The sequence below is a fragment of the Brevibacterium pigmentatum genome, assembly GCF_011617465.1.
GTDB classification, from domain to species: Bacteria; Actinomycetota; Actinomycetes; order Actinomycetales; family Brevibacteriaceae; genus Brevibacterium; species Brevibacterium pigmentatum.
Window position 1 is genome coordinate 2,815,191 of record NZ_CP050153.1, and the last position, 25,979, is coordinate 2,841,169.

24 protein-coding genes are annotated in these 25,979 nt (G+C 66.4%); 7 read left to right on the forward strand and 17 right to left on the reverse strand.

Features of this window, described 5'->3' with window-relative positions:
* Positions 1-152: 152 nt before the first annotated feature.
* From GUY30_RS12820 to GUY30_RS12840, 5 genes are all read right to left on the reverse strand, one after another.
* Positions 153-1,796 (reverse strand): glycoside hydrolase family 3 N-terminal domain-containing protein, encoded by a 1,644-nt coding sequence (locus GUY30_RS12820; RefSeq protein WP_228281318.1) that lies wholly within the window; start codon positions 1,794-1,796, stop codon positions 153-155.
* A 38-nt stretch (positions 1,797-1,834) separates the two neighbouring features.
* A complete protein-coding gene (locus GUY30_RS12825; protein ID WP_167198222.1) occupies positions 1,835-3,349 on the reverse strand; it encodes a mannitol dehydrogenase family protein in 1,515 nt (504 codons plus the stop codon).
* Complete coding sequence (locus GUY30_RS12830; RefSeq protein WP_228281320.1) at positions 3,346-4,299, reverse strand: carbohydrate ABC transporter permease; 954 nt, start codon at positions 4,297-4,299, stop codon at positions 3,346-3,348. The genes GUY30_RS12825 and GUY30_RS12830 overlap by 4 nt, the downstream gene beginning before the upstream one ends.
* Positions 4,296-5,141 carry a carbohydrate ABC transporter permease gene (locus tag GUY30_RS12835; protein ID WP_208091529.1) on the reverse strand — a complete coding sequence of 282 codons (846 nt, stop codon included), beginning with the start codon at positions 5,139-5,141 and terminating at the stop codon, positions 4,296-4,298. The genes GUY30_RS12830 and GUY30_RS12835 overlap by 4 nt, the downstream gene beginning before the upstream one ends.
* A 122-nt stretch (positions 5,142-5,263) precedes the next feature.
* Positions 5,264-6,622: an ABC transporter substrate-binding protein gene (locus tag GUY30_RS12840; RefSeq protein ID WP_167198225.1), complete on the reverse strand. Its 1,359-nt coding sequence runs from the start codon at positions 6,620-6,622 to the stop codon at positions 5,264-5,266.
* A 130-nt stretch (positions 6,623-6,752) separates the two neighbouring features.
* Here GUY30_RS12840 and GUY30_RS12845 point away from each other — a divergent pair, with 130 nt between their 5' ends.
* The 4 genes from GUY30_RS12845 to GUY30_RS12860 all read left to right on the forward strand — a co-directional run bounded on the left by GUY30_RS12845 (position 6,753) and on the right by GUY30_RS12860 (position 11,722).
* Entirely contained in the window at positions 6,753-7,763 is a 1,011-nt protein-coding gene (locus tag GUY30_RS12845; protein WP_167198228.1) for a sugar-binding domain-containing protein, read from the forward strand.
* Positions 7,760-9,415 carry a xylulokinase gene (locus GUY30_RS12850; RefSeq protein WP_167198231.1) on the forward strand — a complete coding sequence of 552 codons (1,656 nt, stop codon included), beginning with the start codon at positions 7,760-7,762 and terminating at the stop codon, positions 9,413-9,415. The genes GUY30_RS12845 and GUY30_RS12850 overlap by 4 nt, the downstream gene beginning before the upstream one ends.
* A 5-nt stretch (positions 9,416-9,420) precedes the next feature.
* Positions 9,421-10,518 (forward strand): ABC transporter ATP-binding protein, encoded by a 1,098-nt coding sequence (locus tag GUY30_RS12855; RefSeq protein WP_167198234.1) that lies wholly within the window; start codon positions 9,421-9,423, stop codon positions 10,516-10,518.
* A gap of 76 nt (positions 10,519-10,594) precedes the next feature.
* Entirely contained in the window at positions 10,595-11,722 is a 1,128-nt protein-coding gene (locus GUY30_RS12860; protein ID WP_167198237.1) for a glutamate--cysteine ligase, read from the forward strand.
* Between the two features lie 273 nt (positions 11,723-11,995).
* Here the strand turns inward: GUY30_RS12860 and GUY30_RS12865 are convergent, their stop codons facing one another.
* From GUY30_RS12865 to GUY30_RS12880, 4 genes are read right to left on the reverse strand one after another with little or no spacing between them, the layout of a single operon-like run.
* The gene (locus tag GUY30_RS12865; RefSeq protein WP_228281323.1) at positions 11,996-12,550 is read right to left on the reverse strand and encodes an NUDIX domain-containing protein; all 555 of its coding nucleotides are present in this window, start codon (positions 12,548-12,550) and stop codon (positions 11,996-11,998) included.
* The gene (gene tsaD, locus GUY30_RS12870; RefSeq protein WP_167198243.1) at positions 12,537-13,616 is read right to left on the reverse strand and encodes a tRNA (adenosine(37)-N6)-threonylcarbamoyltransferase complex transferase subunit TsaD; all 1,080 of its coding nucleotides are present in this window, start codon (positions 13,614-13,616) and stop codon (positions 12,537-12,539) included. The genes GUY30_RS12865 and tsaD overlap by 14 nt, the downstream gene beginning before the upstream one ends.
* Positions 13,613-14,140, reverse strand: coding sequence for an SRPBCC domain-containing protein (locus GUY30_RS12875; protein WP_167198246.1), 528 nt, complete (start codon positions 14,138-14,140; stop codon positions 13,613-13,615). The genes tsaD and GUY30_RS12875 overlap by 4 nt, the downstream gene beginning before the upstream one ends.
* Positions 14,137-15,084, reverse strand: coding sequence for an aldo/keto reductase (locus tag GUY30_RS12880; protein ID WP_167198249.1), 948 nt, complete (start codon positions 15,082-15,084; stop codon positions 14,137-14,139). The genes GUY30_RS12875 and GUY30_RS12880 overlap by 4 nt, the downstream gene beginning before the upstream one ends.
* A 155-nt stretch (positions 15,085-15,239) precedes the next feature.
* Here GUY30_RS12880 and GUY30_RS12885 point away from each other — a divergent pair, with 155 nt between their 5' ends.
* Complete coding sequence (locus GUY30_RS12885; RefSeq protein WP_167198252.1) at positions 15,240-15,878, forward strand: biliverdin-producing heme oxygenase; 639 nt, start codon at positions 15,240-15,242, stop codon at positions 15,876-15,878.
* On the opposite strand, the gene GUY30_RS12890 is transcribed toward GUY30_RS12885, so the two are convergent.
* The 4 genes from GUY30_RS12890 to alr are packed head-to-tail and all read right to left on the reverse strand — an operon-like array spanning position 15,875 to position 18,913.
* On the reverse strand, positions 15,875-16,375 hold the full coding sequence (locus GUY30_RS12890; protein ID WP_167198254.1) for a GNAT family N-acetyltransferase: 501 nt from the start codon (positions 16,373-16,375) through the stop codon (positions 15,875-15,877). The two genes, GUY30_RS12885 and GUY30_RS12890, sit on opposite strands and share 4 nt — an antisense overlap.
* On the reverse strand, positions 16,372-17,064 hold the full coding sequence (gene tsaB, locus GUY30_RS12895; RefSeq protein WP_167198259.1) for a tRNA (adenosine(37)-N6)-threonylcarbamoyltransferase complex dimerization subunit type 1 TsaB: 693 nt from the start codon (positions 17,062-17,064) through the stop codon (positions 16,372-16,374). The genes GUY30_RS12890 and tsaB overlap by 4 nt, the downstream gene beginning before the upstream one ends.
* Complete coding sequence (gene tsaE, locus GUY30_RS12900) at positions 17,061-17,705, reverse strand: tRNA (adenosine(37)-N6)-threonylcarbamoyltransferase complex ATPase subunit type 1 TsaE (RefSeq protein WP_167198276.1); 645 nt, start codon at positions 17,703-17,705, stop codon at positions 17,061-17,063. Before tsaE ends, tsaB begins: the two co-directional genes overlap by 4 nt.
* On the reverse strand, positions 17,705-18,913 hold the full coding sequence (gene alr, locus GUY30_RS12905) for an alanine racemase (protein WP_167198279.1): 1,209 nt from the start codon (positions 18,911-18,913) through the stop codon (positions 17,705-17,707). Before alr ends, tsaE begins: the two co-directional genes overlap by 1 nt.
* Positions 18,914-19,165: 252 nt before the next feature.
* On the opposite strand from alr, the gene GUY30_RS12910 reads away from it, so the two are divergent.
* Entirely contained in the window at positions 19,166-19,843 is a 678-nt protein-coding gene (locus GUY30_RS12910) for a hypothetical protein (protein WP_167198282.1), read from the forward strand.
* Between the two features lie 162 nt (positions 19,844-20,005).
* On the forward strand, positions 20,006-20,491 hold the full coding sequence (locus GUY30_RS12915) for a hypothetical protein (RefSeq protein WP_167198285.1): 486 nt from the start codon (positions 20,006-20,008) through the stop codon (positions 20,489-20,491).
* A gap of 6 nt (positions 20,492-20,497) precedes the next feature.
* Here GUY30_RS12915 and GUY30_RS12920 read toward each other — a convergent pair whose 3' ends face one another.
* From GUY30_RS12920 to glmS, 4 genes are all read right to left on the reverse strand, one after another.
* Positions 20,498-22,027, reverse strand: a complete 1,530-nt coding sequence (locus GUY30_RS12920) for a bifunctional ADP-dependent NAD(P)H-hydrate dehydratase/NAD(P)H-hydrate epimerase (protein ID WP_167198289.1) — start codon at positions 22,025-22,027, stop codon at positions 20,498-20,500.
* Between the two features lie 82 nt (positions 22,028-22,109).
* Positions 22,110-23,420: a M20 metallopeptidase family protein gene (locus tag GUY30_RS12925; protein ID WP_167198293.1), complete on the reverse strand. Its 1,311-nt coding sequence runs from the start codon at positions 23,418-23,420 to the stop codon at positions 22,110-22,112.
* A gap of 84 nt (positions 23,421-23,504) precedes the next feature.
* Positions 23,505-23,975: a holo-ACP synthase gene (locus GUY30_RS12930; RefSeq protein ID WP_167198297.1), complete on the reverse strand. Its 471-nt coding sequence runs from the start codon at positions 23,973-23,975 to the stop codon at positions 23,505-23,507.
* A 10-nt stretch (positions 23,976-23,985) separates the two neighbouring features.
* Positions 23,986-25,860 (reverse strand): glutamine--fructose-6-phosphate transaminase (isomerizing), encoded by a 1,875-nt coding sequence (gene glmS / locus GUY30_RS12935; protein WP_167198300.1) that lies wholly within the window; start codon positions 25,858-25,860, stop codon positions 23,986-23,988.
* Between the last annotated feature and the right edge of the window lie 119 nt (positions 25,861-25,979).

Sequence of the window (25,979 nt, forward strand, 5' to 3'; positions counted from 1 at the left end):
CTGCGCCGACGAGGGGTTTTCTCATCTCCGAATCCCTGGATACTGCTGAGCCTCTCACCGAGGAGCCAGAGAAGCGAGTTCCGGACGATGTGTGCGGGATTCCCAGTTGTTTTCCGGCATGCATCGTCCGGAAGTCGCAGAGCCGGCCGTGATCACCCGCAGTCGGGAGCTTTGTCGCTGCCGTCGTATTCGGCAGGCAACTGCCCGGACGCTTCGAGGTCGCCCTTCAACCACTTCGCCACGGCTCGCAGCGCGTAGGGGTTCGAATCATACGCGGTCACCGCGGATTTCGCCGAGGTGCTGCGCATCGTCCACGGAGCAGCGGTGCCCACAGCCACCTCGGCGGAGGTCGACGGGCTCAGGCTCACGGAGGTTCCGCCGGATCCGACGGTGAGGTCCTCGGCTTCGGCCGCTTCCTTCAGCGCCGCCTTCTCCTTGTCACTGCCGCCGACGATCGAGATCGAGTCCGTACCCGCGAAGGAGCATTTGCCCTTGAGCACGGTGAGGGACTTGTCAGCGACCTTCGTGAGGACCTTCTTCGGATCCTTGGCGTCCGAGTCACCGGCCTGCACGCTCTTCTGCGCCTCGGCGGTGGCCAGCTGCGCGGCGACGACGCGCTCGGACTTCTCGACGAGGTCCTTCTTCTTCAGCGTCCCGTCCCCCATCGCCTTGACGATCGCCTTCTGTGCCGCACCGGAATCCGGGGGCATGAGCGCGATATCGGCTCCGGCGGCGAGCGCCTTGACGGTCTCTCCGCCGTTCAGGTTCTGCGGCACGGCTTTCATGTTCAGCGCATCCGTGGCGATGACGCCGTCATAGTCGAGGGTCTCACGCAGCGCCGAATACGCCTTCTCATTCAGCGTCGCGGGCGTCGTCTTCGCATCGGGCAGCCCGATATGGCCCATCATCACCATCGGCACCCCGGCCCTGACCGCGGATTTGAACGGCAGGAGATCCGAGTCCTCCATCTCCTCGATCGACTTCTCCGACACCGGCAGGCTCTCGTGCGAATCCACGCCGAGGCGGCCGTGTCCCGGGAAGTGCTTCGCCGAACTCGACACCCCACCGGAGCGGTAACCTTCGACGGCGTCGGCGACGACCTCGGCGACGTCCTCATGGTCGGTGCCGCCCGAGCGGACGTTGATCGCCTTGTCCTTCGGCCCGACCGTGACGTCGGAGTCCGGGGCGAAGTCGATGGTGAAGCCCAGATCGGCGAGGTTCTTCCCCTGCACGGTCGTGGCGTCGGTGATGAGGTCGGAATCGTCGGTGGCGGCCAAGCCCATGAGTGGTGGGAACGGCAGCGCGGCCGAGCTCAGCCGAGACACCGGACCGCCTTCCTGGTCGACGCCGATCGACACGGGCTGGCCTTTAGTCCGTGCCCCGGAGATCTGACCAGTCAGTTTCGTGACCTGATCCTTCGTCGGATTCTCCGACAGGTTGTAACCCATGACGATGACCCCGCCGAGGTGGTTCTGCTTGACCATGTCCACCGGGGTCTGCGTGTCCGTGCCTTCCCAGGTGCCGATGATGAGGGACCCGGCGAGTTCGTCGTCGGAGAAGTCGCCGACGATGTCCGCGGCCTCATCTTTGAAATCGCCCGGATCCGCTTCGGCGGGATCGTCCAGAGACGATTCGGTCTCCGCCTGGGCACCCGATTGCGGACCAGACTCAGCGGCCGATCCCGCAGATGACTGCGTGTCATTGGTATCAGGTCCGGGCGTCGACGCTCCGCCGGAACAGCCGACGAGCGCGAGAGTCGTGGTCAGGGCCAGGAGGCTCAGGCGAGAACGCAACATGCCTCCATGCTAAACGTTCTCGCCTGCGCACCGCCTGTTCACAGCTCCTCGTGAGCGGCCAGGCGGCGGGCGGTCTCCTTCGCTCCTCGTTCGTGCAGTGATGCCAGTGCCTTCAGGTACGGTTCGGTGAACCTCGGCTCCTCGGCCAGCGGTCCGAAGAACTGTTCCTGCCGGACGAAGGCCAGCGGGTCCTCTCCCTGTGTCGCGGCCACCGCCTGCAGCTCCTCGGCATAGCGGTCGACGATGGTGAACCGACCGCCGGTCTCGTCATGTCCTTCGGCATAACGGGCCCACGAGGCGCAGATCGCCGCGGCCACCTCGATCGGGTGACCGAAGGCGAGGTTGTCCTTGACCACGGGCAGCAGCCATTTGGGGATCCGGTCGGATGATTCGGCACCGAGACGGGCGAGAGTATCGCGGATCTCCGGGTTGCTGAACCGTTCGATGAGCGAATCTTTGTACTTCTCGAGGTCGATCCCGGGCAGCGGCGACAGGCTCGGTGTGCCCTCTTCGTCCATGTATCGGCGCAGGTAGACGGGGATGTCCGGGTTCGCCATCGCCTCGTGCGCGAAGGTGTATCCGCCGAGGAGGCCGAAGTACGCGAGCCCCTGATGCCCGGAGTTGAGCAGCCGCAGCTTCATATGCTCATAGGGCTGCACATCGTCGACGACCTGCACCCGGGCCTCTTCGTAGGGCGGACGTCCGGAGGTGAAGTCGTCTTCGAGCACCCATTGGAAGAAGGGCTCGGCGACGACCGGCCAGGCATCGGTGACTCCCGTGTCGGCCAGCAGATCGGCCCGGTCACCATCGGTGGTGGCCGGGGTGATGCGGTCGACCATCGAGTTCGGGAACGACACGGTCTCACCGATCCACTCGGCGAGATCGGCATCCACGAGGCGTGCGAAGGCAGCGAACATCTTCGCCGCCACCTCACCGTTCTCGGAGATGTTGTCGCACGACTGCACGGTGAACGGTGCGACTCCGGCTTCGCGCCGCGCCCGCAGGGCGGAGACGACGTATCCGAAGACGGTCGCCGGCAGCTCACCGGCGCGCAGGGCCTCGACATCGGCGACGATCGTCGGCTCGTCGGCAATGAACTCCCCGGTGACGGGGTTGACGTTGTAGCCGCCTTCGGTGACGGTCAGCGAGACGATCCTGATCGTCTCATCGGTGAGCAGATCGAGCAGTCCGGGAGGGTCGTCGGGTCCGAACCGGTAGTCGATGATCGACCCGATCACCCGACGCTCCTTGGCCCCGTCGGCGTGCTTGAGCGTCAGCGTGTACAGATGGTCTTGGTCGGCCAGGGCGTCGCGCATGGCCACATCGTGCGGCAGCACTCCTGCCCCGACGATCCCCCAGTCGGTCGCGAGCCCTGACTGCATGAGGTCGTCGAGGACCATCGCCATATGGGCGCGGTGGAATCCGCCGACTCCGAAGTGGACGATGCCGGGACGAACGGCCGACCGATCATAGGTGGGGACGGCGATTCCGTGGTCGGCCACCTCGGCGAGGTTATGGGTGTTGAGGGACAGCGCGGTGGTCGGTGCGGTCATTTGACGGCTCCCATGGACAGGCCCTGGACGAGTTTGTCCTGGGCGGCGATTCCGGCCACGAGCACGGGCACGGAGATGATGAGCGAGGCCGCGCACACCTGCGACAGGAACAGACCCTGGGAGGTGACGAAGCTGGTGAGGAACACGGGTGCCGTCGACGCCGCCGTGGAGGTGAGCACCGTGGCGAAGAGGAGTTCGTTCCACGAGAAGATGAAGCAGATCAGGGCGGTCGCGGCCAGTCCGGGGGCCGTCAGCGGCAGCAGGATCTGCATGAATACACGCGGCAGTCGGGCACCGTCGAGTTCGGCGGCTTCGAGGACTTCGACGGGCACCTCGGCGAGGAAGGAGCGCATCATCCACACCGCGATCGGCATGTTCATCGCCGAGTAGATGATGATGAGCAGCAGCCAGGTGTCGAGGATGCCGAAGGACTTCGCGACGAGGTAGACGGGCAGGAGGCCCGCCACCATCGGCAGCATCTTCGTCGACAGCAGGAAGAACAGCACGTCAGACCAGCGTTCGATGCGGCGGATCGCCAGCGAATACGCGGCCATCGTGGACAGGACGAGGACGATGAGGGTCGACACGATCGCGGCGACGGCGGAGTTGATGAGGAACGGCCACGGGTTCGCGCCGTTGCCGCCGCCGAAGAAGTTCGCATAGGACTCCAAGGTCAGCGGGGCGAAGTAGCTCGGCGGGTTCGTCGAGGCATCGGTCTCCGCGTGCAGGCTGGTCAGCAGCATCCACAGCAGGGGTGAGACGAACAGGAGTCCGACGAACCAGGCCAACAGGCCGAGCAGGATCTTGCCCGCCCGACCCTGGCCGGGCCGCCTCGGTGCGTTCGCCTTCCGCCGAGGCGGCTCTGCGGATCCGGGTCCGCCCGGTTCGGTCGGGGTGGGGGTCACCCCGGATGCGGGGTGGGAGTCCACGGTGAGATCGGGGGTGCTCATGAGTTCTCCTCCTTGAGCAGGGTCGATGCGGTGCGCAGGGCGAAGGTCGCGGTGATGAGCGAGGCGATGACGACGATGACGCCGACGGCGGACGCGACTCCGTTGTCCTGGGCGACGAAGAACTCCTGGTAGATGACATACGGCAGGGTGGCCGTGCCGAGTCCTCCGGAGGTCATGGTGAAGACCATGTCGAAGTTCTGGACGATGTAGATCGTGCCCAGCAGCGCGGCGAGCTCGATGTATCGACGCAGGTGGGGCAGGGTGATGAAGCGGAAGGTCTGCCACGGTCCGGCCCCGTCGACCAGCGCCGCCTCGTAGACGTCCATGGGTCGCGACTGCAGTCCGGCGAGCATGATGAGCATCATGAACGGCGTCCACTGCCAGACGAGGACGATCCCGATGCCCAGCAGCGGATTGGAGGTCATGAGGTCCGGCTGCGGAGCGTTCTCACCGAACACTGTGGTCAGCAGCCCGTTGATCAGACCGTAGGAGGGGTTGAAGATCGCGTGCTTGAACAGCAGCGCGGCGGCGACGGGAACGACGAGGAACGGGGTGATCATCAAGGTGCGGACGAACCCCCGGCCGATGAACTTCCGATCGAGCAGCAGGGCGATGCCCAGTCCCAGCAGAGCGGAAGCCAACACGACGCCGACGGTGAGCCCGACGGTGACGAACACGGCCTTGAGCAGGTTCGCATCGGTGAAGACGGTGACATAGTTCTGCAGCGTTCCGAAGCTGATGTCATCGGGGTAGGCGGCATTCCAGTTCATGAACGAGATGATGATCGTGATCGCGAACGGAATCTGGGTGACGAGGATGACGAAGATCAGCGCCGGCAGCATGGGCGCACGTTTGAGCCATCGATCCTTGGCACGGGGTTTCGGCGGCGTGATCGGCTGCGATGCACGCTCAGCGGCTGGAGCTGACACTTCGAAATCCTTCGTCAGGTGGGTGGTGCGGGCAGTCACTTCTTGTACTTGTCTCCGACCTTCTCCGCGGCCTTCTGTCCCTTCTCCAGGGCAGCGTCGGCGGTCGTGCGTCCGGCGATGGCGGAGCTGACGTCTTCGGAGATGCCCGTGGCGAGATCCGCGAATTCGGGGATCGTCACGAACTGGACGCCCAGCGTCGGCCGCGGCTGGACTCCGGGGCTGACCGGATCGGCCGAGTTGATGGCGTCTTCGGTCTGCTTGAAGAAGGGCTCAGCAGCCTTCTGATACTCGGGGTTCTCATAGGTCGAGGTCCGCTTGCCGGCGGGCACATGCTGCCAGCCGAGCTCCTCGGCGACGGTCTCCTCGTAGTCCTTCGACGAGGCCCAGGCGACGAACTGCTTCGCCGCGTCCTGGTTCTTGCCCGCAGCCTGGATGCCCCACGCCCAGGTGTAGAGCCAGGAGCTCGACTCCGTCTCCTTCACAGGTGCCGCGACGTAGCCGATCTTGCCCTTGACGGGAGAGTCATCGGCTTCGAGGGTGCCGGTGGCGGCCGTCGAGTCGTACCACATGGCGACCTTGCCCTGCTGCAGGTTCGTCAGGCATTCGGTGTAACCGGCCTGCGGGGCACCGGATTCGCCGTGGTCCTTGATGAGATCGACGTAGAAGTTCGTCGCCTCCTTGAATTCCTTCGAGTCGACCTGGGCGTTCCAATCCTCGTCGAACCAGGTGCCGCCGAAGGTGTTGACCACGGTCGTCAGCGGGGCGAACATCTCACCCCAGCCGGGCAGTCCGCGCAGGCAGATGCCCTTCGTGCCCTTCTCCGCACCGTCGACCTTCGCCGCGAGCTTCGCGACTTCGTCCCAGGTCGGCTTCTCCGGCATCTCCACACCGGCCGTCTCGAAGATGTCCGTGCGGTACATGAGGAACGAGCCCTCACCGTAGAACGGCTCGCCGTAGATCTTGTCGTCGACCGTCATCGATTCGGCCATGGGGGCCAGGATGTCGTCCTGGTCGAAGCCCTCGGCATCGACGACGCCTTCATCCATGGGCGTGAGCCACTTGTTCTTCGCGTAGGTCGGGATCTCGTAGTTCGACAACGAGGCGACGTCGTAGTTGCCGGCCTGGGCGGCGAACTCCTGGCCGATCTTCGCCCGCACCTCGTTCTCGGGCAGCACGGTGTAGTTGACCTTGATGCCGGTGTCCTTGGTGAAATGGTCGGCCGTGAGCTTCTGCAGGTCCTGCATCTGCGGGTTGTTGACCATGAGGACGTTGACCTCATCGCCGCCGCCTCCGGCCGAGCTGCCACCGGCGCCGCCACAGCCGGACAATGCCAGCGCTCCGACCATTCCGATGGCCGCCCAGGTGACTCTCCGGCCTGTGATCAGGTGTTTCATCGTTGTGCCTTCCCTCGTCCTTGCGGGATTGCAGCCCGCCATCGGTTCGCTGCGAGAAAATCATATGAGCATCGGCGCTCATATGTGCAATACTGTGTCACGAACCGATCAGATGTGCAACACTTCACATATGAGCGAACACAAAGACGTCGACGCCGAAGGGAGGACAATGTCCACGGTGCCCACCGCCCGCCACCGACGCTTCCTCGCGCAGCTGGCCCGCGATCACTACCTCGAGGGTCGGTCGAAGGTCGAGATCGGCAAGGCGAACGGACTCAGCCGGTTCCAGGTCGCCCGCCTCCTCCAAGAGGCCGTCGACACCGGAGTCGTGACCATCAACATCGAAGCCGATGTCGGTGAAGCCGACGGTCTGGCCGAGCAGGTCGCGGAATCGCTGGGCCTGAACTCGGTCGTCATCGTCGACATCCCCGACGACACCCAGGCCTCCCAGCAGATGGGCCGTGCCGCACTGTCGCTGGTCGGTCGCCACGCTCATGCGGGAATGCGCATCGGCCTGTCCTGGTCGCGCACGCTCGATTCCGCGGCCGCATTCACTCCGGCCCTGCCCCGGTGCACCATCGTCCAGCTCGCCGGTGCCCTCCGCTTGGAATCGCACCGTCCCAGCTCGGAGATCTTCACCCGACTGGGCCAGGATCCGGCCGTGAGCATGGTCCGCCTGCCCGCCCCGCTGCTCGTCACCGAGGCCGGAACCGCCGCCGACCTGCGTGCACTGCCCGAGATCTCCGGAACTCTGGCCGCCGCCGATGACCTCGACCTCGCCGTGGTCTCCGTGGCATCCTGGGCCGAGGGCCTGTCCTCCGTGTGGGAGAAATGCTCCCCCGCCCAGCGTCAGGCCGGCATCGACGACGGCGCCATCGCCGAGGTTTCCGGCCGGCTGTTCGCCGCCGACGGAGCCGATGTCACCACGATCGACGACCGCGTCATCGCCGTCACCCTCGATCAGCTCCGCCGCGCCACGACGACCGTCGGAGTCGCCCGCGGAGCCGAACGCGCCCGCGCCGTCCGGGCCGCCTGTGCCGCCGGGATCCTCGATATCGCGATCATCGATCGTGCACTCGCCGATGAGATCCTCGCCGAGGCGGCCGGTACTTCCCCATCTGCAGCCGAGGAGTCCCGATGAGTGCGAATCGCAGGTTCGTCGCCGGCGTCGACTCGTCGACCCAGAGCTGCAAGGTCGTCATCGCCGACCCGGACTCCGGTGACATCATCCGCACCGGTTCGGCCCCGCACCCGCCAGGCACCGAGGTCGACCCCGAGGCGTGGTGGACGGCTCTGCATGAGGCGATCGCGGCCGCCGGCGGACTCGATGATGTCGCGGGATTGAGCATCAGCGGTCAGCAGCATGGCCTCGTCGCCCTCGACTCAGAGGGACGGGTCATCCGTGACGCCCTGCTGTGGAACGACCTGCGCAGCAAGGCCGCGGCCAGGGACCTCATCGCCGAGGTCGGGGCTGCCGACTATGTCGCACGCACCGGGATCCTGCCCGTCGCCTCATTCACCGCCGCCAAACTGCGGTGGCTGCGCGATGCCGAACCGGACAACGCCGCCCGGGTCGCCGCCGTCGCCCTGCCCCATGACTGGCTGACCTGGCGCTTCCTCGGATACGGACCCGCCGACGTCTCCGCTCGCGGTCCCGTGCTCGACGCGCTGGTCACCTACGCCTCCGACGCCAGCGGCACCGCCTACTTCGACCCCTCCGCCTCCCGCTACGACCTCGACCTCTTCCAGACCACTTTCGGTCGGCCCCCTCGTGAAGCTGCGGGATTGCCGTGCGCCGCGGATACGGACGTGGAGACGGATTCACCGGAGGTAGACGGGGACGGGCGAGCCGCCTCGGCGATCATCCTTCCCCGGGTCCTCACCTCCACCGAGGCCGCCGGGCACAGCCCGGACGGAATCGTCGTGGGGCCCGGGGCCGGGGACAATGCGGCCGCGGCGCTGGGACTCGGGGTCACCTCGGGGGATCTCGTCATCTCGATCGGCACCTCGGGCACAGTCTTCGGCACCACCGACCTGACCATCGCCGATTCGACCGGCGCGGTCGCCGGATTCGCCTCGGCCGACGGCGGGCGCCTGCCGCTGGTCGCCACGCTCAATGCGGCCAGGGTCCTCGATTCGGCGGCGACGCTGCTGCGTGTCAGCCACGACGAACTCGCGGCCCTGGCTCTGGCGTCCCGGCCGGGATCGGACGGGCTCACGCTCGTGCCGTACTTCGAGGGCGAGCGCACCCCGAATCTGCCCGATGCCACGGCCCGCCTCGAGGGGATGACCTTGGCGAACTCCTCGGCGGAGAACGTCGCGCGGGCCTTCGTCGAAGGCATGCTGTGCGGTCTGGCGGACGGCCTCGACGCGGTGCAGGCGCAGGGGTTGGAGGCCGGACGGCTGCTGCTCATCGGCGGGGCGGCGCGCAATCCCGCCGTCCGTGAGGTCGCCCGCGATATCTTCACCGTGCCCATCGACGTTCCCGAGCAAGCCGAATACGTCGCCATCGGTGCGGCCCGGCAGGCGGCGTGGACGCTGTCGGGGAGCCTGCCGGACTGGAGCGTCGAGCTCGTCGCCACTCTGCATCCGCGGCCATCGCGGGTGCGTCAGCAGTACCGGTTCTATGCACAGCAGACGGCGCATCTCGTCTCGTCCGAAAGCTCGTCGCCCGATCGCTCATCGTCCGAAAATTCGTCGCCCGATCAAACACCGTCCGATCAAACTCTGTCCGATCAATCACCGACCGATCATCGTGGATCTTCGGGTGCGAATGCATCCGTGAAAGGTTGAGAACAATGGCCACAGTCACCTTCGACAAAGCACTGCGTCAGTATCCTGAAGCATTGAAGCCCTCCGTCAACGAGGTCAGCCTCGACATCGCCGACGGGGAGTTCCTCGTCCTCGTCGGCCCCTCGGGCTGCGGGAAGTCGACGACCCTGCGTATGCTCGCCGGGCTCGAACCCGTCGATTCCGGGCACATCCGCATCGGCGACCACGATGTCACGGACCTCTCCCCCAGGGAACGCGATATTGCGATGGTGTTCCAGAACTACGCGCTCTACCCGCACATGACCGTACGCGACAACATGGCCTTCGCCCTCAAGATCGCAGGCGTTACGAAGCAGGAACGCAACGAACGCGTCGAGGAGGCCGCCCGTCTGCTCGACCTCGAGGAGTATCTCGATCGCAAGCCGAAGGCGCTCTCCGGCGGGCAGCGGCAGCGTGTGGCGATGGGTCGGGCCATCGTCCGATCCCCGCAGGTCTTCCTCATGGACGAGCCGCTGTCGAACCTCGATGCGAAGCTGCGTGTGCAGACCCGCGCGCAGATCGCGTCACTGACCCGCCGCCTCGGCGTCACCACCGTCTACGTCACCCACGATCAGGTGGAGGCGATGACGATGGGCGACCGGGTCGCGGTCCTCGCCGATGGACGGCTGCAGCAGGTGGACACTCCGGCGAATCTCTACGATCGTCCGGCGAACCTCTTCGTCGCGGGCTTCATGGGCTCGCCGGCGATGAACCTCATCGACGTGCCGGTTCAGGGAACGTCGCTGCGCCTCGGCGATGTCGAACTCTCCCTCACTGCGGAACAGCGTGACCAGGTCACGGGTGAGACGGTCACCGTCGGCGTCCGTCCGGAGGATCTGCAGGTCACCGACGACAAGGGGCTCGAGGTCATCGTCGATCTCGTCGAGGAGCTCGGCGCCGATGCCTATGTCCATGGCAGGGCGGGACTGGCTTCGGGTGAGACGACGGTCGTCGCGCGGGTTGCCGGTCGGTCGACGATCCGTCGTGGGGACACCGTGCGCGTCGTTCCCGACGTCGCGCGCCTGCACCTCTTCGACACCGGTTCGGGCAGCCGGCTGGAGAAGGACGCACGCCCGGCAGCGTGAGGAATGCGGGGCATCACACAGCTCGAATATCGCCGCCGAGTCAGGCGAATCGAGCGTGCGCGTTTATGATCGGACCATGGTCGATTTCGCGCGCTCTCCCCGCTCCACCCTCGGTGTCGAGTGGGAACTGGCTCTGCTGGATTCTCGCAGTCTGGATCTGACCCCGGCTGCCGAGACTCTGTTGGCGGATGTGGCCGAGCATGCGCCCGAATTCGAAAAGCACATCGTCGGTGAGATGCTGACGAACACCATCGAACTCGTCACCGGGGTGCATACCCAGGTGTCGACCGTCGCCGAGGATCTGGCCACCTCGATCGGGGCGATGCGGAAGCTGACCGAGGCGCGCGGTGTCGAGCTGATGTCGGCGGGCACCCACCCATTCGCGCAGTGGCAGTCGCAGGAGGTCCGGGCGAAGGACCGCTATCTCGAACTCGTCGATCGCACCCAGTGGTGGGGTCGGAACATGCTGATCTTCGGTGTCCACGTCCACGTCGGCATCGACTCACGCGACAAGGTGCTGCCGATCGTCAACGCACTGCTCGCCTATGTCCCGCACCTGCAGGCACTGTCCGCGTCGTCTCCGTTCTGGGGCGGCACGGACACCGGCTATGCCTCGAACCGGGCGATGATGTTCCAGCAGCTGCCGACTGCCGGTCTGCCGTTCCAGTTCGATCAGTGGGCGGACTACGAGAAGTACGTCGACGATATGCTCACCACCGGCATCATCGACAACATCAACGAGATCCGCTGGGACATCCGCCCCGCACCGCACTGGGGCACCGTCGAGGTCCGCGTCTGCGACGGACTGCCGACCCTCGAGGAGATCCTCGCTGTCACCGCGTTCATCCAGTGCCTCGTCGATGACATGTCCGAGCGCCTCGACGCCGGTGAGATCCTGCCGACGATGCCCGATTGGTTCCACAACGAGAACAAGTGGCGCGCCGCCCGCTACGGCATGGACGCGATCATCATCGAAAACGCCGCGGCCGACGAGCGTCTCGTCACCGAATGCCTCGCCGATGAGATCGAGCGGCTCTCTCCCGTCGCCGAACGCCTCGGCTGTCCCGACGAGCTGCACTCGATCACCTCGATCATCGAAAGCGGTGTGCCCTACCAGCGTCTGCAGAAGGTCTTCGGCGCCACCGGTTCGCTCACCGAGGTGACCCGGTCGCTCATCCGCGACCTCCGCAATTCGTACAGCTGAGACCTGGCCGTTCGCCGAGAAACGGGCTGAGCGTCTAAAAACGGTTGCGCACGGCACACCCGTGTCTCGACACGTTGCCCGTTTCTCGACGAATCGAAGTGAGCCTCAGCCCGTTTTTCGCGCGCAGCACGTCGCCGCCCTCGATTTCCTGGTCGATCCGCGGCGTTCAGAGAGCCTGAATCACCGTGGATCGACCAAACAATCCGCCGCGGAGTCGCGCCAGAGCGCGTGCACTGCGAACAAGCACCCGACCCGCCGCCCCTAGTCACCCACTCACAGGTGCGGGCGGAGCAGTTCCATCAGCGTCGGCAGTGCTGAGGCGACTCCCGGGTGCAGCTCGTAGTCGTCGAGCTCGTCCAACGGCACCCACGCCAGCTGGATGCTCTCGGGGTCGTTGATGACGGCGTCGAAACGTCGCAGGGTCTTCGCGATCACCGTCGTGTACGACCAGGTGTCGAGGTCGAGGACATGCGTCTCGAGGATCTCGATGCCCGATCCGTCCTGCTCAGGCACTCCGGCTTCTTCCCACGATTCTCGGATCGCGGCTTCGACGGCTGACTCACCCATATCGCGGGCCCCGCCGGGGAAGCCCCAGGTTCCGCCCTCGACCGACCACAGCGCCCGATGCTGCATGAGCACCCCGCGTTCGGGATCGACGAGCATGAGCCCCGCGGCCCCGTTGAGGCCCCAATGCTTCTTCCCATCGGACCCGTACGTCCACCCATCACCCGATCGCCGAGGCGGCCGACCGTCAGGCAGACGCGTTGACTTCGCCGCCTGTGAGTTCCGCTCGGCGGCGCTGTTCGGGTCGTTCTCAGACGAGGACATGATCGACATCCAATGAGGAGACGGCAGCGAAGGACAGGTCGCTCGGCCCGATTCCGCGGGAGACGAGCTCCGCACCGAGAGCCGCGACCATGGCCCCATTATCGGTGCAGAGTTTCAGCGGCGGCACCCGCAGCGTCACGCCCGCTTCGGCGCAGCGCTCAGCAAGCACTTCACGCAGGTGAGTGTTCGCGGCGACTCCCCCGCCGAGGACGACATGGTTGATTCCCGTGTCGGCCGCCGCGAGCAGAGTCTTGGTCACGAGGACGTCGACAACGGCGCCTTCGAAGCCAGCGGCGATATCGGCCACCCGCAGGTCCGCGCCCAGAGTCTCCGCCTTCGTCACCTCGCGCAGGGCCGCCGTCTTGAGTCCGGAGAACGAGAAGTTATACCGGCGCTCTGGGTCGCGGAGGTCCTGCTTCTTCGCGAGTCCACGCGGGAACTTCACGGCATTCCGGTCGCCGGGGGCTCCGGTACCATCGAGCAGGCCGAGGGCGGCCTTCGAGATGTTCGGGCCGCCGGGATAGTTGAGCCCCAACAGGCGTGCGGTCTTGTCGAAGGCCTCGCCTGCGGCATCGTCGATGGTGGCGCCGAGGAGTTCGATGTCGTCGACGACATCTCCGATGCGCAGAATCTCAGTGTGCCCGCCCGAGACGAGCAGAGCGATGGTCGGCGTGGTCAATCCGTCGATATCCTCGGCGACGAGGTCGACGGCCACATGCGCGGCCAGATGGTTCACTCCGTAGAGCGGTTTGTTCAGCGCCGCGGCAAGCCCTTTGGCCGCGCCGACTCCGACCATGAGTGCACCGGAGAGCCCAGGCCCGGCGGTCACGGCGACGGCGTCGATATCGGCCAACTCCACTTCGGCGGTCTCACACGCCGACGCGATGGCCGGGCCGATGGCCTGCACATGAGCGCGGGAGGCGACTTCGGGCACGACTCCGCCGAAGCGGACGTGCTCGTCCATCGACGAGGACACGGTGTTCGTCAGCAGTGTGCGTCCGCGGACGATGCCGACCCCGGTTTCGTCGCACGAGGATTCGATGCCCAGGACGAGCGGTTCGCTCATGCCTCGCCCTCCGTGCCGTCCGCAGTCTCTGCGATTTCGAGGTCGAGGTCGGAATAGGTGGCGACGAGTTCGGGTTCGGTCGCCTCGGCGATGTCGATGCCGAGGGTGCGGGCGAACAGGCGCAGATGCGTGTCCCACATCGGCCCCACCTCGGCGGCCTGGGCCCGGGCGGTCTCAACATCCGATGCAGTGTGGGTGAACACGAGCAGGGTCTCCTGACCGGTCTCCCCCTCGAGCGGCATCACGCGGAGGCCGAGCACTCCGAAGTCGTCGAGTTCGAGCAGAACGTGGTCGAAGTCCTCGCAGCTGAGGACGGACCCGCTCAGATCGATGTCTTCGAGTGCGAACGCAATCGTGCGTGTCTCTCCGTCCTCGCCGAGGCGGAACGGCGCGAACCATGTCCGCGCACTGTCCGAATCGGTCAGCGCGTTCCACACCGTTTCGACGTCGCGGCCCAGGAGCAGCTCGATGACGAGATCGGTGCCGTTCTCCCAGGTGACCAGGCGCGGGCTGGTGTCGCTCATGCTTCCACCCAGGCTCCGTCGAGGGCGGCCTTCTGATCAGGACTCAGCTGCATCTCCGTTCCGGCGAGCAGCTCGGTGAGCTGTTCGGGCACGCGCGCCGAGGCGATCGTCGAGGGAATGAAATCGTGGGTAAGCTGCCAGGCGATGGCCGTGGCCGTCATCGTGGCACCGTGGTCGGCGGCGACATCGTGGAGGACTTCGAGAGCTCCGAGGGCCTTCTGATCCTCGACGAAATCGGCCACACGTTCACCGCGCACACTGCCGGTGGCGTCACCGCCGGTGTGCTTTCCGGTGAGGAACCCGGAAGCCAGCGAGTGGAACGGCAGTTCGGCGATGCCCTCGGAGCGCAGGTACGCCTGCTTCTGCGGATCGACCGCGGCGCGGGAGACGAGGTTGAAACGGTCCTGGACGACCCGGTAGCAGGCCAGGGAGAACTTCGTCGAGATCTTCCGCGCCTTCTGCAGACGTTCGAGGCTGAAGTTCGATGCCCCGAGGTAGCTGACCTTGCCTGAGCGGACGAGCGCGTCGAAGGTCTCGGCGACGGCGACCTGGTCGATGTCGGGATCGTCTTTGTGGGCGTAGTAGACGTCGATGCGATCGGTGCCGAGCCGGCGCAGCGACGCATCGACGCAGTTGCGGATGTTCGCCGGGTCGAGGCCCTGTCCCTTCGGGTGCATGCCGACCTTGGTGGCGATGACCATGTCGTCGCGATTGCCGCGCGCCTTCATCCATTCGCCGATGATCGTCTCGGATTCTCCGCCCGAGTTCCCCTCGACCCAGGCCGAGTACGCATCGGCGGTGTCGATGAAGTTTCCGCCGGCCTCGGCATAGGCGTCGAGGACCGCGAAGCTCTGATCCCGATCCGCACCCCAGCCGAAGGGATTGCCTCCCAGCTGAAGAGGGTGAACGAAGAGATCGGTATCTGCCAATTGCACACGTGTCATAGCCCCCAGACTACCCTTTGGACCTCCACGGCTTCGGGGCCGGACCACCTCCCGGAACTCAGGTTAGGCTAAGCTATAGATACGCAATGATGCCCGTCACACTACCTCGGCGGCAGACCAGCATTCGGTTGGCCGCCCTCCCCCAAGGAAACATCATGTCTGAACCGTTCTCCGCTCGCCTCAAGGCCAGCACCGCCACCATCCACGACGAGGTCGAACACACCACCTTCATGGTCGACCTCATGGAAGGACGGCTCGATTCCCGGGCCTACGCTCTTCTGCTCAAGCAGTACGACGCCATCTACGCTGTGCTCGAGTCGAGGTCGCGGGAGTTCGCCGACGATCCGGTCTTCGCACCGTTCTTCGACGCTGCGCTGTTCCGGGCCGAACGCATTGCCGCCGACCTGACTGCACTCGACGGCACCGAGCTGCCGGTCATGCCCAGCGCCACCGCCTATGCCACGCACCTTGCGGGACTCGAGCGCGCCGAACAGATCATCGCCCACCACTACACGCGCTACCTCGGGGACCTCTCCGGCGGCCAGGCGATCGGCACCCTCATGGGCCGGCACTACAGCCTGCCTGCGACCTCACTGACGATGTGGGACTTCGCGGCTCTGGGCAAGACGAAGCCGTACAAGGACGCCTACCGCAGACTCCTCGATCAGGTAGCGACCACCGGCGGCGATGAGCAGATCGTCATCGACGAGACGATGGAGGCGTTCCGACTCAACGGAGCGCTCCTCGTCGACCTCACCGAGGCGACCGAGAACCGCGCGCTTCCGGTCGCCTAGTCGCCGATCCGCAGCCGCATGAGGATTGCCGCCGCACCCGGGTAGTAGTCGGGGCGTCGTCCCCACTCTTCGAATCCGAACGAGGCGTACATCGCCAGCGCCGCGGCATTGCGTTCATCGACTTCGAGGTGGATGACCTCGGAGCCGCGGTCCTGCGCCCAACCGATCCCGGCCTGCAGAAGGGCGCGGCCGATTCCCTTGCCGCGAGCCGCCTCGGTGGTCGCAATCGTCATCACGTCGGCTTCCGCGCCGGCCCCCGACATGACGATCCAGCCCACCAGCTCCCCCGCCGAGGCGGTGACGTCCCTGTCGGCGGAAGTGGAGTCCGCGTCCCCCGCCGAGGCGGTCCTGGCGGCGAGCATGACCGTGCCGTTCTGTGCCTTCACCGACCAGTAGTAGCCGAGCGTCCACGCGGTCGGACCGAAGATCGCCGCATCGCGGTCGGCCACCTCGGCGAGGTCCCACCAGGGAAGCTCGGCGATGGTCGTGGAGGTCATTTCAGTGAGCTCTCACGCACCGGGGTCGCTTTCGCATCGGGTTCTCGCAGGTATTCGGGGATCGGTTCGCGCAGTTCTCGACCGGCGGCGAGTTCCCGCGCCGCCGCGAGGGCGAGGTACTCGGCGCGAGGATCGGTGATCGACTCGACGCTCGGCCCTCCGAGGATGTCCGGGTAGAGGAGGAACCCTCGGCCGAGCTTTTCCTCGATCGCGTCGAGCTGAAAGCCGTTGTCGGCAAGAACCGAGGCGACCTCGGCCGGTTTCGCCACGAACGGCCCGGCGCTCAAAGTAGCGTCGGCGGAATCGACGACGCTGAAATAGACCTCTTTGCGGCGGGCGTCCGAAGCGATGAGGACGGGGCGGCCCGATTCATCCGCCACGGTGCGCACGAATTCTTCGGCGATCGCCGCCTGGGACAGCAGACCCTTGACGGGGATTCCGCGGGCCTGGCCGACGGCGATTCCGGCGGCGATGCCCACGCGCAATCCGGTGAAGGGGCCGGGCCCGATGCCCACGACGACGAGCTCGGGCCGGGCATCCTCAGCGAGGATCCGGGCCAGAGCCGGGCCGATGAATTCGACGTGTCGACGCTGGTCATCGGCCTGTTCGGCAGCGATGACCGAACCGGTGTCTGTGTCGACCAGCGCCACAGAAGCCGACTGCGAGGTGTCGATGCTCAGAATGATCATGGTTCGTCTCCCTCATTCGCCGAGTCCTCACCGGGTCGGTCTGCGGAGGTCGGGCCGTCGACTCTGATGCCCGCTAGAGCCGAGACGGCGGCCTCAACCTCAGGCATGCGGGCGACCCAGGCGGCTCCATGACCGGTGATGTCGACGGTGCGCCGTTCGTCCTCGAGTGCGTCCTCGTCGTCTGCACTGACCAGTTCGTCATCTGCACTGACCAACTCGTCGCCCCCGGCGTCCCCGGCAACCCTGGCGTCTACGTCCCCCACCGGTGTGATGGTGATGTCGAGGTGATCGCTGCTGAGCTGCTCGGCCATCCCGGCACCCCATTCGACGACCGTGATCGACTCGTCCAGTTCGGAGTCGAGATCGAGGTCTTCGAGCTCCTCCCCATCGGCCAACCGGTACGCGTCGACGTGGACGAGGGCAGGGCCGCCCGTGCGCGACAGGTGTTCGCGTGCGATGACAAACGTCGGCGAGGTGATCCGCCCGGTCACATCGAGGGCCTTGCCCAACGACTGGGTGAACGTCGTCTTCCCCGCCCCGAGGTTGCCCGTGAGGATGAGCAGGTCACCGGCGCACAGGTGGTCGGCCAGGGCCGCAGCGAACGTGCGCATCTGCTCCAGGGATTCGAGATGGACCCTCATTACTCGTCTTCCTTCTTGACGACCCGGTCGACGCGGGCGCTGAGCTGGGTGACGATCTCGTAGTTGATCGTATTCGCCCAGGTCCCCCACTCGGCCGCGCTCGGCCCACCTGGACCGAAGAGGACGACCTCGTCGCCGATCGCCACCTCAGTGTTGCCGGCACCGATATCGATGATCATCTGATCCATGGCGATGCGCCCGACGACGGGATAGCGACGACCGCGGATGGCCACCTCGGCGCGGTTCGATGCCGCCCGCGGCAGTCCGTCCCCGTACCCACCGGGCACGAGCGCGAACCGGGTGTCGGTCGCAGCGGTGAACGTCAGCCCGTAGGAGGCGCCGTGACCTGCGGGAACGTCCTTGAGATTGATGACGGTGGAAACCAGCCGCATGACCGGACGCAGCCCGAGAACCGCCGGATCTCCATCCTCGAGCGGGGACAGGCCGTAGAGCGCGAGTCCCACCCTCGCCGAGGTGCCCGGGCACGGTCCCAGGGTGAGTGCGCCCGGTGAGTTCGCGATGTGGACGTCCAGGTCATCCGATTCGCCGAGGCGGCCGTCCGTGGCGTCGAGCACTGCCCGCAGCTGCCCGTGGGCGGAGGAGAAGACCGCGCTCTGCGCTGCGGTCTCGGGACGTTCGGGTTCGTCGGCGACCGCGAAGTGGCTCATGATCCCGACGATGCGGATATCGGCAGCAACATCAGGGTCGGTCTCAGCGGCGAGACTGTCTTCGGCGTGACGGCGCAGCCAGTCGAAGGCGCGGACGAGGGCCTCCGGGGACAGTCCGTTGCGCCCGAGTCCGGTGTCGACCTTCAGGTGGGCGCGGGCGGTGATGCCGGTGCGGCGGGCCGCCTCGGCGACTCGGTCGAGAGAGTCGACCGTTGAGATCCCCAGCTGGATGTCGGCGCGCACAGCCTCGTCGACGTCGGTGGTGGGCCCATAGAGCCAGGCGAGGATCTGCGCTTCGGGTCCGAGCAGGCTGCGGAGATGAAGGGCTTCCGGGATCGTGGCCACACAGAACTCGCGCCACCCGGCCGAGTAGAGGGCGGGGGCGACGAGGTCGATGCCATGGCCGTAGGCGTTGGCCTTGACGACGCATTTGAGGCGGGCGGGAGAGAGGCGATCGGCAAGGACGGCGGCGTTGCCGCACAGGGCAGCCTCGTCGATCTCGGCCCGGACGAGAGCCTCGGGGATGTCGAAAGATGTCACTGGATAAGACTACCGCCGACCCTTGCCGACCAGCAGTATCGGGACCTGCTGTCGGACCCGGACGAGGCCGATCCCACAACGGGTGCGGAGGTCCGGATCGTCATCGTGAGAATGCTCCGTCCCCGGTCAGCGGCTTCGTTACGCTGGTCCCCCGCGACCGTCAGCACCTCTTGTGCCGTCGTCGCAGGTGCAGCCGACGACGCGTTCGGCGAAAACCGGCTCGACGAGTCATTCGATGAAGAAGGAGACATCATGCACACCACATCAGCCCGCACCCTCGCAATGGTGATCACGGCAGTCCTGTTCGCTGCGGTCCTCACCGTGGCCGGTCAGACCGGCCCCGCCGAGGCGGCCGCGAAGTACTGCACCGGCGTCGAGGCGAACTCGTCGGTCACTGCCGCGAAGGCCATCGAGGTCAAGCAGCGGTCGACGATCACCGCCGATATCTACCTGTGCAAGAAGTCCGGCGACCGGTACGTCCGCGACAGCGGCCCGTTTAAGGCTCGCCTCGGCTACAACGGAACGACGTCGAACAAGCGGGAAGGCGACGGGAAGACCCCGAAGGGCGTGTTCGGGATGCGCGACGGCTTCGGCACCTCGTCGAATCCCGGACTGAGCAAACCGTGGACGAAGGTCACCCGCGACCACGTCTGGGTCGACGGCGATGCAACGAAAGCCGAGGGCTACAACACGATGCAGCTGAAGTCGGAAGGGTTTGAGGGCGAATCGCTCTACCAACCGAAGCCGTACAAGTATGCCCAGGTCATCGGCTACAACGAGGCGCGCACCCCGGGCAAGGGATCGGCGATCTTCCTGCACGCGAATACGGAGTCGATGAAGACCGCCGGCTGCGTGTCGATGTACGAGTCCAGCCTCGTCAAAGCGATGAAGTGGCAGGGATCGACGAAGACGCAGATCCTCATCCACTGAGGTTCGGACCCGTTCTATTTGTCGCATTCCGCAGCGCATTCCGCAGTCCGGCGAGATCCCCCACAGGGACTACTCGGCCTACGGCGATTCGCTACCTCACGGTGATGACTCCGCGACCGACACCCTGGTCGTATGGGGTCACCGAAGAGGAGGACTTAAGAAATGGAACGAACCAGTCGACAGACGGAACGGCCCATCGCAGCGACAGACGGAGACGAGCAGCAGGACGCTGGGGCACGCAGACGCCTGGCGGTGACGGCGCTGTTCACGGCGTTGGCGGCCGGAGTCGTCGAAATGGCCGCTCATCTGTGGCCGTTCGACGACCTCGCGGACAACGCCGGGGCGGTGGTCATCCGCCTGACCATCTATGCCCTCATCGCCGTTGTCATCGTCCGGTTCGCACGCGGCAGGGAGTGGGCCCGGCTCCTCCTGCTCGTCGGACTCGGCGTGATCGGGACGGCGTCGCTGCTCGTCGAACCCGTCATGTGGCTGTTCGACGATGCCGATGTCGGCGCCTACTTCAGTGCACTCGACGGCCCCGGAACGGTGATTCTCGTCAGCCGAGTCGTGCATCTGGCGGCGGTCGCCGTCGGCGTGACCGCCATGGTCACCCTGCATCCACGATCACTCGCCGACGTCACCGAGTGATCGGATTCAGTCCGCACCGTGGATGAGTTCACTGACCACCTCGGCGAGGGCGTCGGCGAACCCGGACGCGGTCACAGCACGCCGGCCGGCCTCGTTGTGCAGCAGCACTCCGAGCCCGACCAGGCGCGCCCACTCGCGGGGCGGACGTGTCCGGTCGTCACCGTCGTAGCGTCCGTGGGCGGCGGCGATCGCGGCGAGCGTGCCGAGAATCCCGGCGAGCACGTCCCCGGACCCTGCCGTGGCGAGGCTGCCCGGCCCAGGTGTCGGCAGGACGACGTGCCCGTCGGGGGCCGCGATGACCGTGTGATGGCCTTTGAGCAGGACGATCGCACCGGTCAGCTCCGCGGCTCGCTGCGCCCACCGGATCGGGTTCGCCCCGATCCGACCCGCGGTGATGATCTCGCCGAGGAGGCGGCTGAGCAGCCGCGCCAGCTCGGCGGCATGCGGGGTGATGATGAGCGGCCGGTCGGCCAGCCAGGTGTCGGCCATCGATTCGGCCCGCGCGATCATGTCGAGGCCGCCGGCGTCGACGACGACCGGTGTGCGGTTACCGGCCAGCGCCTCGGCAACACCTTGCACGAATTCGGGTTCGGGGTCGCCCGGGCCGACGACGACGGCGTCGATGCGTCCGGACGCGCTGACCACCTCGGGGTGGAGGCCGAGGACGTATTCGGCGACGAGCGGGGAGCCGAGGTAACGGACCATCCCGGCTCCGGTGTTCACCGCCGAGGTGGTGGTGAGCACGCCCGCGCCCGGGTAGTCCTCGGAGCCGGCGAGGACCCCGGTGACACCGCGGGAGTACTTGTGGCCGGTCGCATCGGGGCGCGGGAATCCGGTGACGAGATCATCGTGATCGAGCAGCTCCGCGGCGGCCGAGCTGGGGTCGAGGCCGAGGCCGATATCCATGACGTCGATGGTTCCGATGAACTCGTCCACACGCGGATTGATGAGTTCGGTCTTGAGGCCGCCGAAGGTCACCGTGAGGTCGGCGTGGAGTCGTTTCTCTGCCCCGGTGTGGTTCGGGTCGAGGTCGGAGGGAACATCGACGGCGATGAGGCGGCCGGTGCGGTGCGGGGCCCAGTCGGCGATGAGTGCGGAGATGTGCTCGGGCAGTCCGCGCCGACCGCCGGTGCCGAGGATGCCGTCGAGGACGAGGTCCGCACGAGAGAGTTCGCTCAGGGCATCGGCACGATCGGCATCGGACTCGGCCGTCGTGAAGGTGACGACCTGTGCCGCGGCTGCCCGTGCCGCAGCCAGCCCTTCGTCGTGAGTGCGGTCGAAGAGGGTGATGACCGTGACGGCGGCACCGCGCCTGCCCAAGGTCGCCGCGGCGAAGAGGGCATCTCCGGCGTTGTTGCCGGGCCCGGCGAGGACGCACACACGGGTGCCGGTGACCTGTCCGCGGTCGGACTTCATCATGGCGGCCGCACTGTTCGCCAGTGCTCGGGCCGCTCGGGCCATGAGCGGGATGCCGGCCTCGAGCAGCGGCTTCTCGGCCTCCCTGATGGTCTCGCTCGGGTAGGCGAACACACTCATCGACTGCTCCTGCACATCGTCACGATTCGATTCCTCATTGCACCGTATGCCTTCTTACGCACACGTGCCAGGGTCGGGCGGATCAGCCCTCGACCAGCTGAGCCAGCCGGCGCCCGGCCAGATGCGCGAGGAACAGAGCCTGGTCGGCCAGCCCGTCGTCGCTGTGGCGGGCGCGCGGGGAATGGTTGGCTTCGCGTTCCTCGACCGGCAGGTTCGGCAGGGCGACTCCGAAGTGCCCATAGGCTCCGGGTACGGCATCGAGCACGCGGGAGAAGTCCTCCGAACCGGGCAGCGGATTCGCCTTGCGCACGGTCCGCTCCTCACCGAAGAGATCGGTAAACGTGGAGAGGAAGAACTCGGCCTCGGCGTCGTTGTTGATCGTCGGGGGCAGGATCTGCTCATACTCGACCTCGGCGGACAGGCCATGGGCGACGACGAGGTCACGGACGAGCTGAGGCAGCTCCACCTCGGCGCGGGAGGTCACTGCGTCGGAGAACGTGCGCACGCTGACGACCAAAGTCGCGAAGTCGGGGACGACATTGGGTGCGGTGCCGCCGTTGAACTGGCCGACGGTGACGACGAGCGGGTCGAAGATGTCGAAGCGGCGGGTGACATACTCCTGCAGCTGACCCACGAGCATGGCGCCGACCTGGATGGGGTCCTTGCCGGTGGCCGGGCGGGAGGCGTGCGTGCCTTTTCCGTTCACGGTGATCGTCATCTTCGAGAACGCCGCCATATACGGCCCGGGACGGGAGCTCGCGACGCCGAGGTCGGCGTCGGCGGAGACGTGGATGCCGAACGCGGCCTTGACGCGGGGACCGGCGGCGTCGAGGACGCCTTCGTCGATCATCTTCCCGGCCCCGTCATAGCCTTCTTCGCCGGGTTGGAACATGAACACGACATCGCCGGGCAGGGAGTCGCGGTCGCGGTGGAGGAGTTTGAGGGCACCGACGAGTCCGGCGGTGTGCAGGTCGTGGCCGCAGGCGTGCATCCTCCCCGAGGTGGCCGCGAAGTCGAATCCGGTCGCCTCGGTGACGGGCAGTCCGTCCATGTCACCGCGCAGGAGGACGGCGGGCACGACTCCGGTCGAGTCGGTCTTCCGGGCGCCGCCGCGCAGGACGACGACGATCGAGGACAGCCCCTCCCCTGTTGTGACTTCGACGTCGAGGCCTTCGATGGCGTCGAGGACGAGTTTCTGCGTCACCGGCAGGTCGAGTCCGACCTCGACGTTCTCGTGCAGGGCCCGGCGCAGGGTGACCAGGCCGGGTGCGATGTCGTTCGCGTCATCGGCGGTGGGCAGGTGCACGGCGGTGGCCGCCTCGGCGAGGGTCGGGATCGTGGGGGTGGCGGGGTCGGTGGCGGTTTTGTCGGTGTCGTTGGGAAGTGAACTCATGCCCTGAGTCTATTACCACCGTCGATTCCCGCTTCCGCGATATCGGCCCTGTTCGCCGACGTGGAACCCCGACCGTCTGGTCGATCAGCGTTCCGGCATCTCGCCGAGTCGGGCACCCTTCCCGTACATCGAGTGGGTGAAGTGCTCAGCGGCACCTTCGATGCCGGGGCTCAGCGACGGCCCGTCGCCCTCGGCGATGACGAAAGTCATCGTCAGGTGCGCATCGTGGGTGATCGACAGGTGGATGTTCGTTCCGCCGATGGCACGGAAGTGCTCGAGGACGAGCCCGCGCAGACGGAAACTCGGCGCACCGGATAAGGCGGGGACCACCTCGGCGGACTGCCAGGGCAGCCATCCGGGAAAGCCGATCGCCTTCTTCAGCGCCTCCTTCGCGGAGAACCGCGCGGCCAGGGAGGCGTCCGTCCGGCGTTTGCCGTTGCGTTTCAGCTGCTCACCCGGGGTGAGCAGACGGTCGAGGAGCTCGGGCACCCGCTCGATGTGCTCGGCGAAGCGCGGCACGTCGGCAATATCGGTGCCGATTCCCAAGATCGCCATGCTCGCGTCCTTACTCGACCGTGACCGACTTCGCGAGGTTGCGCGGCTGGTCGACGTCGAGGCCCTTGGCCGTGGCCAGCTCCATCGCGAAGATCTGCAGCGGAACGGTCGTCAGCAGCGGCGCCATGAGCGTCGTCGTCTCGGGAACGAAGATGACCTCGGAGGCGAACTGGTCGACCTCTTCGTCGCCTTCCTCGGCGATGACGACGGTGTTCGCACCGCGGGCGCGGACTTCCTGGATGTTCGAAATGACCTTCGCATGCAGCGAATCGCGACCGCGCTTCGACGGCACGACGATGATGACGAGCTGACCGTCGTCGATGAGCGCGATCGGTCCGTGCTTGAGCTCACCGGCGGCGAAGCCCTCGGCGTGGATGTACGCGAGCTCCTTGAGCTTGAGCGCGCCCTCCATCGCCACCGGGTAGCCGACATGACGGCCGAGGAACAGCACCGAACCGACTTCCTGGTTGCGGTCGGCCAGGGCGAGGACCTGCGACTTCGTCTCATCGAGGATGTGCTGGATCTTCGCAGGGATCGACTGCAGCTCGGCGAGGATCGATGCGATCTCGTCGCGGAACTTGTTGCCCCGCAGCTGGGCGAGATAGAGGCCGAGCAGGTAGCAGGCGACGACCTGCGACAGGAATGCCTTCGTCGAGGCCACGGCGATCTCCGGACCGGCGTGGGTGTAGAGCGCAGCATCGGATTCGCGCGGAATCGTCGAGCCGAAGGTGTTGCAGATCGCGATGACCTTCGCACCCTGCTGACGTGCGTGGCGCACGGCCATGATCGTGTCCATGGTCTCCCCCGACTGCGAGATCGCCACGACGAGCGTCTTCTCCGTGACCACCGGATCCCGGTAGCGGAATTCGTGGGCCAGCTCCACCTCGGTGGGGATGCGGCACCAGTGCTCGATCGCGTACTTCGCGACCTGACCGGCGTACGCGGCGGTGCCGCAGGCGATGACGACGATCTTGTCCACGGACTTGAGCACGTTCTCGTCGATGTGCATCTCGTCGAGCGTCAGACGGCCCTCGGTGTCGAGGCGGCCGAGCAGCGTGTCGGCCACGGCCTGCGGCTGATCGTGGATCTCCTTGTCCATGAAGGACGCGAAGCCGCCCTTCTCCGCCGAGGCGGTGTCCCAGTCGACCTCGAACTGCTCACCTTCGACGGGGTTGCCCTGCGTATCCGTGATCGTGACCGTCTCCGGCGTGATCGTCACGACCTCGTCCTGGCCGATCTCGACGGCCGTGCGGGTGTAGTCGATGAACGCGGCGACATCGGAGCCGAGGAAGTTCTCTCCCTCGCCGAGACCGATGACCAGCGGCGAGTTCCGGCGGGCGGCGACGACCTGGCCGGGAGCATCGGCGTGGACGGCGAGCAGGGTGAACGCACCCTCGAGCTCATCGGCAGTCTTGCGCATCGCGGCGGTGAGGTCGCCGGTCTCTGTGAAGTTCTTCGCGAGCTGGGCAGCGGCCACCTCGGTGTCGGTCTCGGAGAGGAACTCGACGCCCTCGGCGACGAGGTCCTTCTTCAGGTGGGCGAAGTTCTCGATGATCCCGTTGTGGATGAGCGCGAGCTTGCCGCCGTCGGCCAGGTGCGGGTGGGCGTTGACGTCGGTGGGTCCGCCGTGGGTGGCCCAGCGGGTGTGGCCGATTCCGGTCTGCGCCGCCGGCAGCGGGTTGGCCTCGATCTCCTCGGTCAGGGCGGAGAACTTTCCGGCCTTCTTCGCCGAGGCGAGCTGACCGTCTTCGGTCACGAGCGCCACTCCGGCCGAGTCGTAGCCGCGGTATTCGAGCCTCTTTAGGCCGCCGAGCACGACATCGAGAGCCGAGTGATCGGCATTGTCAACAGGGGCCTTGGATACATAGCCAACGATTCCACACATGAGGGAGATTTTACGCACTGATAGCCGATCTCGTGTATTTCGGCGAGTCACGATGGGGTCAACGTGACGAACTGCACGCGCACGCGGGCACGATGGGACCGCCTCGGTGAGGGTGAGTC